Genomic DNA, 17,141 nt, shown 5'->3' with positions numbered 1-17,141 from the left:
CCTACTTCAGTGGGTCGATCAGGGAGTGGTCCACTTCTGGTTGGCGCCGCCGCCGCAGGTCCAGATCTGCAGGCGGGTGCCGTTCGCCGAGCTGTTGCCGGTGGCGTCGAGGCACTTGTTCGCGTTGGGGTTCACGATGTCCTTGGCCCCGGATATCGCCCATTTCTGGGCGGCGGTCCCGTTGCAGTCGTAGAGCTGCACCGCTGTCCCGTCCGCGGTGCCGGCCGCGTTGACGTCCATGCACTTGCCGAGGGCGCGGATCGTGCCGTCGGTGCCGATGGTCCAGTTCTGCGCCGCGTTGCCGTTGCAGTCGGTGATCTGGATCGGCGTGAGGTTGGCGGTGCTGGCGCCCGCGACGTCGACGCACTTGCCGCCGATGCCGGTGATCCGCCCGGTGCGCCCGCTCGGCGGGGTGCCGCCGCCGGTGTCGTTGGTGACGTGGACGTAGTCGACGACCAGCTGCTGCGGGAACTGCGTGCTGCTGTTGGGATCGCCGGGCCAGTACCCGCCGACGGCAAGGTTCATGATGACGAAGAAGCCGTGGTCGTAGACCCAGCGGTTACCGTTCAGGTCGGACGGCGTGCGCGTCTGGTAGAGGTTGCCGTCGACGTACCACTTGATCTGGTTCGGCGCCCAGTCGATGGCGTAGGTGTGGAAGTCGTCGGAGAAGTTCGGGCCGTTGTAGGCCGCACCGATGCCGCCGGCGCCGGAGTAACCGGGGCCGTGGATGGTGCCGTGCACGGTGTTCGGCTCGAACCCGACGTTCTCCATGATGTCGATCTCGCCGTCGGTCGGCCAGTTGCCGCCGCCGAGCATCCAGAACGCGGGCCACATGCCCTGCCCGCGCGGGAGCTTCATGCGCGTCTCGAAGTGGCCGTAGGCCTGGCTGAACTTGCCGGCGGTGTTCATCCGCGCGGAGGTGTACTCGCAGCGGCCGTACCAGCAGTTGTAGTTGCCGGGGTTTTCCTTCTTGGCGGTGATGACGAGGTGGCCTTGGCCGTCGAGCTGGGCGTTGTTGGTGCCCGAGGTGTAGTACTGCCGCTCGTGGTTGTTGACGTTGTCGCCGGTTTCGAGTTGCCACTTCGACCCGTCGACGGCGGCGCCCGCGGGGCCGTTGAAGTCGTCGGTGAAGGTGGCCGCGGCTTCGGCGGCGGGTGCGCTCAGGGCTTGCTGCCCGACGAACAGCAGGGAAGCGGCGGCGAAGAGTGCCGCTGCTCTTCGGAATTTGCGGAACGAGGTGGACATCGTTGTCGCCTCTCTCACCAGGGGGGACCGGCGTTCCGCGCGCAGCACGAAACGCGGGAGGGGAGGTGGCCTCGCATGCCGGGGCGGCGGCAGGCGCGACCGGTTACGCCGGCGCTCGCGGTCCGGGGCGGGGGTGGTTCGCGGGCGGCGACGGGTCTTTGTGGTGCCTTTGTTGTGCCTGGCAACAAAGTATGCATGGTCCAGACAAGCCGGGCAACCGTCGGCCGGTCATTTTTTTTCAACCCGAATTAAGGGTGGGTCAGTGACGGCGCCGGTTACCAGGAGTGCTGGTCGGGACAGTTCCCGCTCAGCGGGGCGCTCGTTGTCCACAGGCTTGGAGGATTGTGGACAGGTCGGCTGCCGGTCCTGCTTGCGCCGGGATTTGTCGGGGGGCGGCGATACGCTGGAGCGGGGAGGGACCCCCTGGGAGGGCGGGCCCTGCTCGGGGGCTCTGCGGGGTAACAGGCTCGCGTCGGGGCCCGGGTCGCGGCTCGGTAGGTCACCGGCGGAGCCTGGCGATGGCGTGCCGAAGCCGAATTTGGTGCGTTCAACGCACCAAAGTCGGCATTGGCTCCCGATCGGCTCGCACCGATGCCCGGTCCCGGCAAAGTCCCGACCGGCCCGACTCCCAGGCCCGCGGACGAGCCCGGTTCGGTGGCCGGCCTCAGAGGTCCAGCGTCGCGAATGACTCATTGGGGACCTCCGACGCCCCCAATGACTCATTCGCGACAGTGAGCCGGTCCCGAGCGCCGGACCCGGCCACGTTGTGAACGACCCTTTCCTGCCATCCGGCGTCATGAACGAGTCGTTCATGACACGACCAAGCCGGATGTCGAGCCCGGGAACCGAAGCGACCCGCGCTCAGGCCGCGTCGGAGTCCGGAGCCCCCGGCTTCACGATCCTCGACGTCGCCCCCTGGTCGAGCAGGTCCGCCACCGGCAACGTCGCCGCCCCCGTGGCCACCGCGTCCAGACCCAGCGATCCCAGCCGGATCGACGTCTGGCTGAACGGATGCCGCAGCGCGTGCTCGCCCGCCGCCTCGCGGATCCTGGGCAGCAGCAGCTCGCCCAGCGCCAACCCCGCCCACCCGCCGATCACGATGCGCTCCGGGTTGAACAGGTTGATCAAGTTCGCGATCCCCGCGCCGAGGTACCCGGCCGTCTCGTCGAGGACGCGGGCCGCTGCCTTGGAGCGAGGGGCCGCCTCCAGCAGCGCCGCGAACTGGGCCTGCTCGTCCTCGCCCGGGACGTCCTTTCCCCGCACCCGCCGGTACCGCGCCAGCACCCCGCCCGCGCCGATGTACGCCTCCAGGCACCCGCGCGCGCCGCAGCGGCAGTCGTGCCCGCCGTACGCGATCGTCGTGTGGCCCCACTCGCCCGCGCTGCTCGTCGACCCGCGGTACGTCGTCCCGTCCGTCACCACCGCCGCGCCGACGCCCGAGCCGATCAGCGCGATCACCGCGTGGCGCGCCCCGCGGCCGGCGCCGAACCACATCTCCGCCTGGCCCTGCGTCTTCGCGCCGTTGTCCACGAACAACGGCAACCCCACGCCGGCGTCCCGCAGCAGCGAAACCAGGGGCACCGCCTCCCAGCCGACGGTCGGCGCGTGCACGAGTACCCGCGAACCCTGCTCGACCATGCCCGGCACGCCGATGCCGACGCCCAGCACCGCCGAGTCGTCGATGCCCGCGCTCGCGAACACCTCGCGCAGCCCGGACGTCACCTGCTCGACCGCCGTCGCGGGGTCGGGCGCCTTCGGCAGGGGGTGCTCGACCGTCGCGAGGCGGTTCATCGCCAGGTCGAACAGCTCGACCTTGACGCCCGTTTCCCCGATGTCGACGCCCGCGACGTGCCCGTATGCCGGGTCGACGCGCAGCAGCACGCGCGGCCGGCCGCCGTCCGACTCGACCTGGCCCGCTTCGGTGATGAGCCGTTCTTCGCCCAGTTCGGCGGTCACGTTGCTGACCGTGGCCGCGCTCAATCCGGTGAGCTGGCTGAGTTCGTGCCGCGACAGCGGGCCGTCGAAGTACAGTTTCGACAGCAGCAGAGAACGGTTGTGCCTCCGCAGGTCACGGACGGTGGTGCGCTTGCTCGCCATGGGCAACCCATCTGAACTCTTACCGGCTGCGACCAGAATGCCTGATCACCGTAAGTTGTGGCTATGTATTAAGTGGTGAACTAAGTCCCGAACTGATGGTCGCACGGTCGGTGTCTGGCACAATCTCCCAGGTGACCCAGGTGGTACGCCAGACAACCCGTGACCTCCGGCGGCACAACCGCGCGGCGCTCCTTTCCTCCCTGTACCTCCGCGGTCCCGTCAGCAGGTTGGAACTAGTAGCTGAATCGGGACTTTCGGCCGCCACCGTTACCAACGTCGTCTCCGAGCTCATCGCCGACGGCGTCGTCGCGGAGGCCGGCTCGGTCGAATCCGACGGCGGACGGCCGCGGACGCTGCTGGCCGTGCGGCCGGACTTCGGGCACGTCGTGGGAGTCGACGTCGGCGAGACGCACGTCGAGGTCGGCCTGTTCGACTGCGCGCTCGGGACGCTCGGCACCGTGCGCCACCCGCTCGTCGGCACCCGCCTCGATCCGGACGAAGTGGCCGGACTGGTGCGAACCGGCATCGCGGAAGTGCTCGAAGGCGGCGAACCGGACGCGGTGTTCGGCGTCGGCATCGGCGTCCCCGGCGCGGTCCGCGACGGCGGGATCGTCCACGCGCCCACCCTCGGCTGGCGCGGCGTGGCCTTCGCCGACCTCATCCACCCGCACATCGAGGCGCTGTTTCCTTCGGGGCCGAGCCCCGAACCCCGGCCGGGGGGCGAGCCACCCTGGACCCCCCGGAAGATGCCGGTCCACCTCGACAACCGCGCCCGCACGCTCGGGCAGGTGGAGACCTGGCGCGGGGCCGGCCGGGGTGCCGAACGCGCCATCGTCGCCCTCCTCGGCGTCGGGGTGGGGGCCGCCGTCGCGACGGCCGGGCGCTCGCACCCGGACATCACGACCAGCGAGTGGGGCCACACGGTCGTCAAGGCGGCCGGGGCGGCGTGCCGCTGCGGCTCGCACGGCTGCCTGGAGGCCTACGTCGGCACCGAGGCGGTCGTCCGCCACTACGCCGATCGGGTAGGCAAGCAACCGGTCATCGGGGATGAAAGCGACATCGAGCTGGCTCGCATCGTCGAAGAAGCCCAGGGTGACGGCCCCGCGGCCGACGTGCTCGCCGAGACCGCCGAGTACCTCGGGATCGGCATCGCGAACCTGATCAACCTGCTCAGCCCGGATCGGGTGGTGCTTTCCGGCTCCGCGGGGGCGATCATGGGACCGGCGATCCTGCCCGCTGTGCGCGACGCGGTGAGCCGGCACGCCCTGGACTACCTGGCCGGGCGCACCGAGGTCGTCCTCGGCCGGCTCGGGCCGGAGGCGGTCGCGCTCGGCGCGGCCACCCTGCCCATCGCGCAGCTGCTCGCCACGGGTGGCCGGAGCGGCTGAAACCCTTGCGTCGCAAGGGGTAGTGCCCGAAACAGGTCCAGACCGCCAGTTCTTTCAGTACTTAAACTTAGGTACAAAACGTTACCGCCGTGTTATTGACGTGACCCGAGTCACCCGGGTTGACTTCTGTGCGTCGTTCGGTCGCCGGCGGTCGGGGCTCGCTACCAGTCGACACCAGGCACGTCGTCGATGACAGTAGGAGGAACCGATGCGAGCCAAGCGCGCAGTAGTCGCAGCGCTAGTGGCAGTAATGGCCGTGGGCGGCCTGACCGCGTGCGGGAGCAGCAGCTCCGACGCAGGTCAGAGCAACCCGAACGCGGTGCTCAACGTGGGCAAGCCCGACGGCCCGCAGTCGGAGAACAACAACCCGTTCCTCGAGACGTCCGCCCTGTCGAACATGGGGTACCGGTGGATGATCTACGAGCCCCTGGTCATGCTCAACCGCGTCAAGCCGCAGGAGCCCGGCAAGCCGTGGCTGGCGACGAAGTGGGACTGGTCGGACAACTACAAGAAGCTGGTCCTGACTGTCCGTGACGGCGTCAAGTTCTCCGACAACCAGCCGATGACCGGCGAAGACGTCGCTTACACGTTCCAGCTGCTGCGTGACAACAAGGCGCTGAACGTCGACGCCGTGCCGTTCAAGGACATCACCGCCGCCGGCAACCAGGTGACGCTGGGCTTCGACAGCTCCCAGTTCGTCAACCAGGTCAAGATCCTGCAGACGCTCGTCGTGCCGAAGCACGCCTGGGCGGCCATCAAGGACCCGGCGCTCGACACCGTGAAGAACCCGATCGGCACCGGGCCGTACACGCTCAAGTCGGCGACGCCGCAGACGATGATCGTCACCCGGCGCGACACCGGCTACTGGCAGGAAGCGCCGAAGGTCAAGGAGATCCGCTACACCTCCTACACCGACAACAACGCGCAGGTCGCGGCGCTGGTCAGCGGGGCGTCGGAGTGGAGCTTCGTCTTCATCCCGAACTACAAGGCCGTCTACACCAACAAGGACCCGCAGCACTACAAGCTGTGGTTCCCCGCGCAGCTGGCCGTCCACGGCCTGTGGTTCAACACCGAGAAGGCCCCCTGGAACGACGCGAAGCTGCGTCAGGCGATCAGCAAGGTGATCAACCGCGACGACGTCTTCAACCAGGGCGAGGCCGGCTACTTCTACCCGAAGAACGACCAGGTCACCGGCATCCCGACGCCGGCGGGCGACCCGTTCATCGCGCCGCAGTACAAGGGCCAGACGGTCAAGGTCGACGTCCCGGGCGCCAAGGCGCTGCTGACCGGCGCCGGCTACAAGTTCAACGGCGACAAGCTGGCGGACCCGAGCGGCAAGCCGGTCACCCTCAAGCTCACGGTCCCGTCGGGCTGGTCGGACTACATCACCGACCTGGAGATCATCAAGGACAACCTGTCCCAGATCGGCATCACCGCCACGGTCGAGAAGATGAACCAGGACGCGTGGATCAAGTCGGTCGACACCGGTGACTTCGAAGGCCTGATGCACTGGACCAACGACGGTGCGACGCCGTACGACATGTACCGCGACGTCATGGACGGCACGCGCTACAAGCCGACCGGCCAGGGTGGCATCAACGGCAACTACGGCCGCTTCAAGAACGACGAGGCGACGAACGCGCTCGCGACCTACGCCAACGCCGAAGACGACACCGCCCGCACCGCCGCCATGGCGACGCTGCAGAAGATCATGATCGACCAGCAGCCGATGATCCCGACCTCGGCGGCCAACTCCGGCGGCGAGTACAGCACGAAGAACTGGGTCGGCTGGCCCGACGACGCCAACCCGTACGGCCCGGCGCAGCCCACCCTGCGCAACGCGCTCGACATCGTTCTGCACCTGAAGCCCGCGGCCTGATCGATGGCGGACTCAGTTGTGACGGAACACGGGGACGGCCGCGGCGACGCGGCCGCCCCCGCCCCCTCCGACCCCATCGCCGTCGGGTCGGAGGGGGCCCTCCCCACCTCGAGCGAGGTGGTGCTCGAGGCGGCCGGGCTCACGAAGCACTTCCCGGTCCGGCGCAAGGGCCGGGCCGCGCTGACCGGGCCGCGCCGCGCCGTCCAGGCCGTCGACGACGTCACCTTGACGCTGCGGCGGGGCCGGGTCACGGCGCTGGTCGGTGAGTCCGGCTCGGGCAAGTCGACGGTCGCCCGCCTGCTCGCGGGGCTCTACCCGCGCACCGGCGGCGACATCCGGCTGCACGGCGAGACCGTGAACGTCCGCCGCGGCAAGGCGTTCCGCGCCTACGCGCGGCAGGTCCAGATGATCTTCCAGGACCCGTTCGCGTCGCTGAACCCGGTGCACACCGTGCGCTACCACCTGACGCGGGCGCTGAAAATCCACGGCCGGGCGGGCGATGACCTCGAGCAGTCGCTGCACGACCTGCTCGCCCGCGTCCAGATGACGCCGACCGAGCGGTACGTCGACAAGTTCCCGCACGAGCTGTCCGGCGGGCAGCGCCAGCGCGTCGCCATCGCGCGGGCGCTGGGGGCCGACCCGGAGGCGCTGCTGGCCGACGAGCCGGTGTCCATGTTGGACGTCTCCATCCGGCTCGGCGTGCTGAACCTGTTGCGGGACCTCAAGGAACGCCTGCACCTGGCGATCCTCTACATCACGCACGACATCGCGTCGGCACGCTACTTCGCCGACGAGACGATGGTGATGTACGCGGGCCGGATGGTCGAAGGCGGCGACAGCGAGACCATCACGCAGAACCCGGCGCACCCGTACACGCGGCTGCTCATCGACTCCGCGCCCGATCCCGACCGGCTGGCCGGCGGGAGCGACGAGCTCGACCCCGGCGAGGTGCCGGCCGAGCGCGGTGCCGGCGAGCCGCCGAGCCTGATCGACCCGCCGCCGGGCTGCCGGTTCCACCCGCGCTGCCCGGTCGCGATGGAGCGGTGCAAGACCGACCTGCCGCCGCGGTTCGAGGTCGACGACGCACCCGGCCACTGGGCCGCGTGCTGGCTGTACGACGGGGCGGCCCGATGAGGTTCCTGCTGCAACGGCTGGTCTTCTACGTCTTCACGGCCTGGGCCGCCGTCACCATCAACTTCTTCATCCCGCGGATGATCCCGGGCGACCCGGTGCAGTCGCTGATCGCGAAGAACCAGGGCATGATCAGCGCGGACGCCATCCAGTCGCTGTACGTCCTCTTCGGACTCGACAAGAACGAAAGCCTGATCTCCCAGTACTTCGACTACTGGGGCCAGCTCTTCCGCGGTGACCTCGGGATCTCGTTCACGTTCTTCCCGTCGCCGGTGTCGGAGCTGATCGGCGACAGTCTGCCGTGGACGATCATCCTGGTCGGCATCACCACGATCATCGGCTTCGCGCTCGGCACCGGGCTCGGCGTGGTCGCCGGCTGGAAGCGCGGCTCGTGGGTCGACGGCCTGCTGCCGGTGACGACGTTCCTCTCGTCGATCCCGTACTTCTGGCTCGGCCTGATCGCGCTGACGCTGCTGGCCGGCCCGGGCAGCTTCTTCCCGTCGTCCGGCGGTTACGACCCCGGCGTGGTGCCCGGCTGGGACGGCGGGTTCATCGGCAGCGCGATCCAGCACAGCCTGCTGCCCGCGCTCACCATCCTGATCAGCTCGATGGGCAGCTGGATCCTGGGCATGCGCAACATGATGGTCACCGTCGCGTCGGAGGACTACGTCACCGTCGCGCACGCCAAGGGCCTGCCCGAGCGCCGGGTGATGGTCGGGTACGCCGCCCGCAACGCGCTGCTGCCGAGCGTGTCCGGCTTCGCGCTGGCGCTCGGGTTCATCGTCGGCGGCACGCTGCTGGTGGAGATCGTCTTCTCCTACCCCGGCGTCGGCTACCAGCTCTTCCAGGCGGTCGGCTCGCAGGATTACCCGCTGATGCAGGGCATCTTCCTCATCATCACGCTGTCGGTGCTGGTGGCGAACCTGTTCGCCGACGTCGCCTACCTCGCGCTCGACCCCCGCACCCGGAAGGAGGGCTGACATGGCCATCCCCGCGGCGGACGTCAAAGCCGCCCAGGCCCTCCCCGTCGATGCGATCGCCGGCCGTGCGAAGCGCCGCCGGTTCCGGTTCCTGACCGGCGGCAAGACTGTCACCGGCCTCGTCGTCATCGTCTTCTTCGTGGTGATCGCGGTCATCGGGGAGTGGATCGCGCCGTACGACCCGTCGGCGCGCAGCAACGACCTGATGGAAGCGCCGTCGGGCCGGCACTGGTTCGGCACCACCCACCTCGGCCAGGACATCTTCAGCCAGGTCGTGGTCGGCACGCGCAGCGTCATGCTCGTCGGGCTGACCGCCGGGATCGTGGCGACGATCCTCGCCGTGATCGTCGGCGTGACGTCCGGCTACCTCGGTGGCACGCCCGGTGAAGGACTGTCCGCGCTGTCCAATGTGTTCCTGGTGATCCCGGCGCTGCCGCTGATCATCATCATCGGCAGCGCGGTGCCCACCGGCGGCGACTACCTGGTGGCGGTGATCATCGGGTTCACGTCGTGGGCGTGGGGTGCGCGGGTCCTCAGAGCACAAACGCTTTCGTTGCGTGGCCGGGAATACGTCGAAGCGGCCCGGGCGACCGGTGAGTCGACGTGGCGGATCATCTTCTTCGAGATCATGCCGAACCTGACCGCGGTGATCGCGTCCAGCTTCGTCGGCACGGTGATCTTCGCCGTGATGTCGGAGATCACGCTCGCGTTCGTCGGTGTCTCGGGACTGTCCAACTGGAACTGGGGCACGATCCTGTTCTGGGCGCAGAGCCAGCAGGCCCTCGCGCAGGGCGCGTGGTGGTGGTTCGTGCCGGCCGGGCTGGCGATCGCGATCCTCGGCACCGCACTGTCCCTGCTCAACTTCGGCATCGACGAGTTCGTCAGCCCGCGGCTGCGCGGCAGCGGCAAGGCGCGCATCAAGGGCGCCGACGGACGGACGCATCGCATGCGCGTGGGCTTCACGCCCGTGCTCGGGCGGGAGGAACAGCCATGATGGACCCGGTCCTGGAGATCAAGGGCCTGGACGTCGACTACGGCGTCGGCGACGAGGCCGTGCGCGCGGTCCGGGACGTGCACCTGACGCTGCACCGCGGCGAAGTCCTCGGCCTGGCCGGGGAAAGCGGCAGCGGGAAGTCCACTTTGGCCTACGGGCTGACCCGGCTGCTCGCGCCACCGGGCGTGATCCGCGGCGGCCAGGTGCTCTACCACCCCGCCGACGGTGAGCCGTACGACGTGCTGCAGCTGACCGACAAGCAGCTGCGCGACTTCCGCTGGGCGGAGACGTCCATCGTGTTCCAGGGCGCGATGAACTCGCTGAACCCGGTGCACAAGGTCGTCACGCAGCTCGTCGACGTCATCAAGGCGCACGAGCCGCGGTCGACGAAGGCCGGCCGTCACGCGCGGGCGAAGGACCTGCTCAAGCTGGTCGGGATTTCGGCCGACCGGCTGGAGGCGTACCCGCACCAGCTCTCCGGCGGCATGCGCCAGCGCGTGATGATCGCGATGGCGCTCGCGCTCGAACCGCGGGTCGTCATCATGGACGAGCCGACCACCGCGCTCGACGTCGTGATGCAGCGCCAGATCCTCGGCCAGCTCGTGGAACTGCGCGAACGGCTGGGCTTCTCGGTCCTGTTCATCACGCACGACCTTTCGCTGCTGGTGGAGTTCTCGGACCGGATCGCGATCATGTACGGCGGCCGGATCGTCGAGCAGGCGCCGGCCTCGGCGCTCTACCGGGACGCGCTGCACCCGTACAGCCACGGCCTGCTGAATTCGTTCCCGGCCTTGCGCGGTCCGCGCCGCGAACTGGCCGGGATCCCCGGGTCGCCGCCCGACACGCGCGGGATGCCGGCCGGCTGCGCGTTCCACCCGCGGTGCCCCAAGGCGTTCGAGCCGTGCGACTCGAAGGTGCCCGAGCTGGGCTTGCCCGGCGGCGACCCGTCTCGCGAAGTGGCCTGCTTCCTGCACCCGGTCGCCACCCCCTGAACGCCGTCCGTCCTATCCGGTCCCATCCTGGAGGAGACCCGCCTTGACCGAGACCACAGCCGCGACCGCCGAACAGCAGGCGCTGATCGACACGCTGCCGCCGGACTTCCGCTGGGGTGTGGCCACCGCCGCGTACCAGATCGAAGGCGCGGTCGCGGAAGACGGGCGCACTCCGTCCATTTGGGACACTTTCTGCCAGGTTCCGTGGGCGATCGACAACAACGACACCGGCGAAGTGGCGTGCGACCACTACCACCGGATGCCGGCGGACATCGGGCTGGTCGACGAGCTCGGCGCGGACACCTACCGGTTTTCCGTGGCGTGGCCCCGGGTCCAGCCGCGCGGGCGCGGCAGCGTCAACGAAGCGGGCATCGGCTTCTACGACCGGCTGGTCGACGAGACGCTCGGCAAGGGCATCGCGCCGTGGCTGACGCTGTACCACTGGGACCTGCCGCAGGAGCTGGAGGACGCGGGCGGCTGGCCGGCGCGCGACACGGCGTACCGGTTCGCGGACTACGCGATGCTGGTGTTCGACCGGCTCAAGGACCGGGTGCGCCACTGGACGACGCTGAACGAGCCGTGGTGCTCGGCGATGCACGGGTACGTCCACGGCGTGATGGCGCCGGGGCGGCGTGACTACGCGGCGGGGCTGCACGCCGTGCACCACCTGCTGCTCGGCCACGGTCTCGCGACCCAGCGGATGCGCGAAGCCGCGCCGGCCGACACGGAGTTCGGCATCACGCTGAACATGTGCACGGCCGACCCGGCGACGGACTCCCCGGAGGACGTCCGCGCGGCGCGGCAGGCCGACGGCCTCGGCGTCCGGATCTACCTGGACCCGCTGGTGCACGGGCGGTACCCGACGGACGTGGTGGACGACCTGGCTTCCCGCGAGGTGAAGCTGCCGATCCAGGACGGCGACCTCGACGTGATCTCGACGCCGCTGGACTTCCTGGGCGTCAACTACTACTTCGGCCAGCAGTTCTCGGGCGTGGACGAGACCGGCCGCGCGGTCGACGACGACGGCGTCCCGGCCTCCCGGACGGTCCCGTTCGGCGAACCGACGACGGCGATGGGCTGGGAGATCCTGCCGGACAAGTTCACCGAGCTGCTGACCCGGCTGGGCCGCGACTACCCGGGCCTGCCGATGTACATCACGGAGAACGGCTCGGCGTTCGACGACGACCCGGACTCGTCGGGCTTCGTCCGCGACGAGCAGCGCACGGCCTACCTGGCCTCGCACATCGCGGCCGTGGCGGCGGCGCGCAACGCGGGCGCCGACGTCCGGGGGTACTTCGCCTGGTCCCTTTTGGACAACTTCGAGTGGGCCTACGGGTACGCGAAGCGGTTCGGCCTGATCCGCGTGGACTACGAGACGCAAGCGCGCACGATCAAGCAGAGCGGCTACTTCTACCGCGACACCGTGCGGCGGGTCCGCGGCAGCTGACCCGTCACACGATCGGGGGTGGGGCGAGCCCCACCCCCGCGTCGGTGGTGCGCACCATGGTTCGCCACCCCTGAACACCCCTAGCGTCGGACGGGCAAGATCCCGAACGACGGACAGGGGGAACCATGGCGGTCCGGACCGAGGTCAGGCCGAACCCGCGTACGACGGTGCCGAAGGCCTGGTGGCGACGGCCGTGGATCGGTCCGCTCGCGCTGCTCGTGCTCGCCTTCCTCTCCTTCTCGCTGCCGCCGTACCTGGCCCTCGACCCGGCGCGGTCGCGGGTGCCGCAGCCCGACGGGTTCCCGGCGCACTATTGGTTCCTCGTCGGCCACGTCATCTTCGGCTCGATCGCGATGATCGGCGCGGTCCTGCAGATCTGGCCGTGGCTGCGCCGGACCCACCCGGTGATCCACCGCTACACCGGCCGCGCGTACGTCTTCGCCGGCGTGCTGCCGTCGGGGCTGATGGCCTTGACGATCGGGTCGCAGAGCCCGTTCGGCCCGGTGACCCGCGTCAGCGACGTGCTCGGCGCGATCCTGTGGATCGGGTGCACCATCGCCGGCTGGCGGGCGGTGCGCGAGCGGCGCTTCGGCGACCACCGCAAGTGGATGATCCGCAGCGTGATGCTGACCTTCTCGATCATCGTCAACCGGGTGATCTCGCCGATCGCGATGATCGTGCTCGAACCGCAGATCCCGACCACCTTCGGCGGCAGTGAACTCGCCTATGGCCAGAGCATCGGCGCGCTGTCCTCCTGGGGTGGGCTGGCGTTCGCGCTGATCGTCAGCCAGCTGATCCTGGAGCGGCGGCCCGCGAAGAAGCCGGCTGGTGCGCGGTGACGGCCACCGGGACGGCGGCCCCGCCTGCCGCGAGATCGGGTAAGACGTGGTGGCGGCGGCCGTGGATCGCGCCGCTGGCGCTGCTGGTCGCCGCTTTCCTCGCCTACTCGGTGCCGCCCTACCTCACGCTGGACCCCGCCCAGTCCCGCGTCCCCGCGCCGCCGGGGTTCGCCGCGCACTACTGGTTCCTCGTCGGGCACATCCTCTTCGGCACGATCGCCATCGTCGGCGTCATCCTGCAGGTCTGGCCGTGGCTGCGGCGCACGCACCCGGTCGCCCACCGCCGCATCGGCCGCGTCTACGTCTTCGGCGGCGCGATCCCGTCCGCGCTGATGGCGTTGAGCATCGCCCTGTTCAGCCCGTTCGGCCCGGCGGCCGGGGTGCTGAACGTCGTCGCGGCGCTGCTGTGGCTCGGGTTCACCATCGCCGGCTTCCGCGCGACCCGGCAGCGCCGGTACGCCGACCACCGGCGGTGGATGATCCGCAGCTTCGCGATGACCATGAACACCTTGCTCAGCCGGGTTTACGCGCCGATCGCGTTCATCGCCCTCGGCCCGCACTACCCCGACCAGGCCATGCTCTTCCAGGCCGCCTCGACGTTGGCCGGCACGATGAGCGTGCTCACCCTGCTGCTGCTCAGCCAGTGGTGGCTGGACCGTCGGCCCGCGAAGAAGCCAGCCACCGCGCGATGATCGTCCGTTGGATCTCCGACGCGCCTTCGTAGATGCGCGGGGCCCGGACCTCGCGGTAGAGGTGTTCGAGCAGGTGCCCGCGGCGCAAGGCGCGGGCACCGTGCAGCTGGACCGCGGAGTCGACGACGAACTGCGCGGCTTCCGTGGCGAACAGCTTCGCCATCGCCGCGCGGCCGCCGAGGTTCTGCTCGCCCGCGTCGTACGCGCCCGCGGCCGCGTAGACCAGTAGCCGGGCGGCTTCCGTCTTCGTGGCCATCTCGGCGAGCGCGTGCGCCACCGCCTGTTGCTTGATCAGGGGCCCACCAAAGGCTTCCCGCTGACCGGTGTAGTCCACAGTGGCGTCGAGCGCCGCCTGCGCCATCCCGACCGCGAACGCGCCGACGCTCGGGCGGAACAGGTCCAGCGTCCGCATCGCCACCGCGAAGCCGCGGTTCTCCTCGCCGAGCAGCTCCTCGCGCCGGACCTCGACACCGTCGAACGTGACCGTGCCGATCGGGTGCGGGCTCACCAGGTCGAGGTGCTCGCCGCCCAGCCCCGGCCGGTCGGCGGGGACGACGAACGCGCTGACCCCGCGCGAGCCCGCGCCTTGAGTCGTGCGCGCGAACACCGTGTAGAAGTCGGCTTCCGGTGCGTTCGAGATCCACATCTTCTCGCCGGTCAGGCGCCAGCCGTCGCCGTCGGGCTCCGCGGACAGGGACAACGCCGCCGCGTCGGAGCCGGCGTCCGGCTCGGTCAGGGCGAACGCCGCCACCGCGTCCCCGGCCGCCACCGCGGGCAGCCACTTCGCGACCTGTTCGTCCTGTCCGGACTGGAGGAGGGGGTAGCTTCCCAGGCCCTGCAACGCCAGCGCCGTCTCGGCCTCGGTGTTCACCGTGGCGAGGTTCTCCCGCAGGATGCACAGGTCCGTCGCGGCCGCCTGGCGCGACGGCTTCCCTTCGGCGACCCCGGGGAAGAGCCGCGCGAGCAGACCGAGCGCGCCCATTTCCTTGAGCAGCGGGCGGTTCACCGCACCCTCCACACCGGACTCGGCGAGCGGGCGCAGCCGGTCCTCGGCCAGCCGCCGGACTTCGGCGGCGAAGGCCCGCTGGTCGGGATCGAGGGTGAAAGTCATGAGGAAGCTCCCGGTCGCCAGCGGGCGTGGGCGGTGCCGGTCGGCCCGGAGCGGACGAGGTCCAGCCGCGGCTCCGGGCCGTCGGTGCGGCCCGACTGAGGCTTCCGGTTGCCCGCCGCGAACGGCTGGGGCCACGGCATCGGGTAGCCCTGCTCGGCCGCCGCGTGCAGCGTCCACTGTGGATCGTAGAGGTGCGTGCGGCCGAGGGCGCAGAGGTCCGCGCGGCCCGCCAGGATCAGCGAATTGACGTCATCGTAGGAGGAAATCGCACCGACCGCGATCACCGCGATGCCGTACTCCTCGCCGATCTCGTTGCGGATCCGGTCGGCGTACGGCGTCTGGTAGCTGCGGCCGTACTGCGGCTGCTCGTCGCAGACGACCTGGCCGGTCGAGACGTCGATGCCCGCCGCGCCGTGTTCGGCGAAGGCGCGGGCGATCTCGACCGCGTCGTCGGCGCCGATGCCGCCGTCCGCCCAGTCGGTCGCCGAGATGCGGACGGTCATCGGCCGCTCGGCGGGCCAGGCGGCCCGCACCGCGTCGAAGACTTCGAGCGGGTACCGCAGCCGGTTTTCCAGTGAGCCGCCGTAGTCGTCACACCGCTGGTTGGTGAGCGGTGAGAGGAAGGACGACAGCAGGTAGCCGTGCGCGCAGTGCAGTTCGAGGACGTCGAACCCGGCGCGAGCGGCCGCGTGAGCGCAGGCGACGAACTCGTCGCGGATCGCCGCCATGTCCGAAGTGGACAGTTCACGTGGGACCTGGTTACGGTCGGAGTACGCCAGCGCGGACGGACCGCAGACTTCCCAGTTGTCCTCGGGCAGTGGTTCGTCGATGCCTTCCCACATGAGCTTCGTGGAGCCCTTGCGCCCGGAGTGTCCCAACTGGACACCGATCCGCGCCGGGGACTGCGCGTGCACGAAGTCGACGACCCGCTTCCACGCCGCTTCCTGCTCCGCGGTGTACAACCCGCCGCAGCCGGGCGTGATCCGGCCTTCGGGGGAAACGCAGACCATCTCGGTCATCACCAGCCCCGCGCCGCCGAGGGCCTTGCTGCCCAGGTGCACCAGATGGAAGTCGCCGGGCACGCCGTCGGCCGCGGAGTACATGTCCATCGGGGACACCACGACCCGGTTGGGCAGCTCCAGCTCGCCGAGCCGGAACGGCTGGAACATCGGCGGCCGCGACGTCGTGCCGAGCGACGTCGCGAACCAGTGGTCCAGCTCGGTCGCGAACTCCGGATCGCGCAGGCGGAGGTTGTCGTAGGTGACCCGGCGGCTGCGCGTGAGGATGTTGAACGCGAACTGCGGCGGGTCCTGGTGGGCGTACTGCGCGATGTTCTCGAACCACTCCAGGCTCGCCTGCGCCGCGCGCTGCGTCGACTGGACAACCGGGCGCCGTTCGAGCTCGTACGCCTTGAGCGCCTCGGTGACACCTTCGTTTTCGTGCAGGCAGGCGGCCAGGGCGAGCGCGTCCTCCATCGCCAGCTTCGTGCCGGAGCCGATCGAGAAGTGGGCGGTGTGCGCGGCGTCGCCGAGGAGGACGACGTTGTCGTGCACCCACGTCTCGCAGCGCACGGTGCCGAAGGTGACCCACTTCGAGTTGTTCGCCATGACGCGGTGGTCGCCCAGGACGTCGGCGCACAGCTCGCGGATCAGCGCGATGGACTTCTCGTCGCTCTCGCCCGGCGGCAGCGACGTCGCCGCGATCGGGCCGAACGCGCGCTGCCACACCTCGTCGTGCACCTCGAGGATGAACGTGCTGCCGTCGCGGCCGTAGGGGTAGCCGTGGACTTGCATGATCCCGGCCGGCGTATCGAGGACGTAGAACTTGAAGGCGTCGAACACCAGGTCCGTGCCGAGCCAGATGTAGTGGCACCGGCGGGTCTCGACGCTCGGCCGGAAGGTCTCGGCGTACCGGGCCCGCACCGCGGAGTTGACGCCGTCGGCGGCGATGACCAGGTCGTAGCCCGACAGCTCGGCCGGCGCCTCTTCGCGGAAGCGCAGCTCGACGCCGAGTTCGGCGCAGCGGTGCTGGAGGATGCCGAGCAGCCGCTTGCGGCTCATCGCGGCGAAACCGTGGCCGCCCGAGGTGGTGACCGTGTCGCGGTAGTGGACGTCGATGTCGTCCCAGCGGGCGAACTCCGCGCGCATCGCGTCGTGCACCGCGGCGTCGGCGTGCTCGATGCCGCCGAGCGTCTCGTCGGAGAACACGACGCCGAAGCCGAACGTGTCGTCCGGCGCGTTGCGCTCCCAGACGGTGATTTCGTGTCCGGGACCGAGCTGTTTGGCCAGCGCGGCGAAGTACAGACCCGCCGGGCCGCCACCGATGACCGCGATACGCACGCGGTCC

Annotated in this window: 13 protein-coding genes; 9 read left to right on the top strand and 4 right to left on the bottom strand. The window is 69.9% G+C overall.

Features of this window, described 5'->3' with window-relative positions; all coding sequences use genetic code 11:
- Window positions 1-18 precede the first annotated feature (18 nt).
- Window positions 19-1,245 (bottom strand): family 16 glycosylhydrolase, encoded by a 1,227-nt coding sequence (locus AB0N03_RS13815; RefSeq protein WP_364370237.1) that lies wholly within the window; start codon window positions 1,243-1,245, stop codon window positions 19-21.
- A gap of 861 nt (window positions 1,246-2,106) precedes the next feature.
- Window positions 2,107-3,342 (bottom strand): ROK family transcriptional regulator, encoded by a 1,236-nt coding sequence (locus AB0N03_RS13810; RefSeq protein WP_364370234.1) that lies wholly within the window; start codon window positions 3,340-3,342, stop codon window positions 2,107-2,109.
- Window positions 3,343-3,473: 131 nt separating this feature from the next.
- Here AB0N03_RS13810 and AB0N03_RS13805 point away from each other — a divergent pair, with 131 nt between their 5' ends.
- The 9 genes from AB0N03_RS13805 to AB0N03_RS13765 all read left to right on the top strand — a co-directional run bounded on the left by AB0N03_RS13805 (window position 3,474) and on the right by AB0N03_RS13765 (window position 13,684).
- Window positions 3,474-4,730 (top strand): ROK family transcriptional regulator, encoded by a 1,257-nt coding sequence (locus tag AB0N03_RS13805; protein ID WP_364370231.1) that lies wholly within the window; start codon window positions 3,474-3,476, stop codon window positions 4,728-4,730.
- 250 nt (window positions 4,731-4,980) lie between these two features.
- Complete coding sequence (locus tag AB0N03_RS13800; protein ID WP_364370228.1) at window positions 4,981-6,609, top strand: ABC transporter substrate-binding protein; 1,629 nt, start codon at window positions 4,981-4,983, stop codon at window positions 6,607-6,609.
- Between the two features lie 117 nt (window positions 6,610-6,726).
- The gene (locus tag AB0N03_RS13795) at window positions 6,727-7,743 is read left to right on the top strand and encodes an ABC transporter ATP-binding protein (protein ID WP_364370353.1); all 1,017 of its coding nucleotides are present in this window, start codon (window positions 6,727-6,729) and stop codon (window positions 7,741-7,743) included.
- Entirely contained in the window at window positions 7,740-8,720 is a 981-nt protein-coding gene (locus tag AB0N03_RS13790; protein WP_364370225.1) for an ABC transporter permease, read from the top strand. Before AB0N03_RS13795 ends, AB0N03_RS13790 begins: the two co-directional genes overlap by 4 nt.
- A 1-nt stretch (window position 8,721) precedes the next feature.
- Window positions 8,722-9,714 (top strand): ABC transporter permease, encoded by a 993-nt coding sequence (locus tag AB0N03_RS13785; RefSeq protein WP_364370222.1) that lies wholly within the window; start codon window positions 8,722-8,724, stop codon window positions 9,712-9,714.
- The gene (locus tag AB0N03_RS13780; RefSeq protein WP_364370220.1) at window positions 9,711-10,706 is read left to right on the top strand and encodes an ABC transporter ATP-binding protein; all 996 of its coding nucleotides are present in this window, start codon (window positions 9,711-9,713) and stop codon (window positions 10,704-10,706) included. The genes AB0N03_RS13785 and AB0N03_RS13780 overlap by 4 nt, the downstream gene beginning before the upstream one ends.
- 43 nt (window positions 10,707-10,749) lie before the next feature.
- Complete coding sequence (locus tag AB0N03_RS13775) at window positions 10,750-12,153, top strand: GH1 family beta-glucosidase (RefSeq protein ID WP_364370217.1); 1,404 nt, start codon at window positions 10,750-10,752, stop codon at window positions 12,151-12,153.
- 125 nt (window positions 12,154-12,278) lie between these two features.
- The gene (locus AB0N03_RS13770; RefSeq protein ID WP_364370214.1) at window positions 12,279-12,992 is read left to right on the top strand and encodes a DUF2306 domain-containing protein; all 714 of its coding nucleotides are present in this window, start codon (window positions 12,279-12,281) and stop codon (window positions 12,990-12,992) included.
- 65 nt (window positions 12,993-13,057) lie between these two features.
- The gene (locus tag AB0N03_RS13765; protein WP_364370350.1) at window positions 13,058-13,684 is read left to right on the top strand and encodes a DUF2306 domain-containing protein; all 627 of its coding nucleotides are present in this window, start codon (window positions 13,058-13,060) and stop codon (window positions 13,682-13,684) included.
- Here the strand turns inward: AB0N03_RS13765 and AB0N03_RS13760 are convergent.
- Window positions 13,629-14,795 (bottom strand): acyl-CoA dehydrogenase family protein, encoded by a 1,167-nt coding sequence (locus AB0N03_RS13760; protein WP_364370211.1) that lies wholly within the window; start codon window positions 14,793-14,795, stop codon window positions 13,629-13,631. The two genes, AB0N03_RS13765 and AB0N03_RS13760, sit on opposite strands and share 56 nt — an antisense overlap.
- The gene (locus AB0N03_RS13755; RefSeq protein ID WP_364370208.1) at window positions 14,792-17,134 is read right to left on the bottom strand and encodes a bifunctional salicylyl-CoA 5-hydroxylase/oxidoreductase; all 2,343 of its coding nucleotides are present in this window, start codon (window positions 17,132-17,134) and stop codon (window positions 14,792-14,794) included. Before AB0N03_RS13755 ends, AB0N03_RS13760 begins: the two co-directional genes overlap by 4 nt.
- Window positions 17,135-17,141: the final 7 nt, after the last annotated feature.

This window comes from Amycolatopsis sp. NPDC051061, from assembly GCF_040682935.1.
GTDB lineage: Bacteria > Actinomycetota > Actinomycetes > Mycobacteriales > Pseudonocardiaceae > Amycolatopsis.
This window is presented reverse-complemented; position numbering and strand designations above follow the sequence as displayed.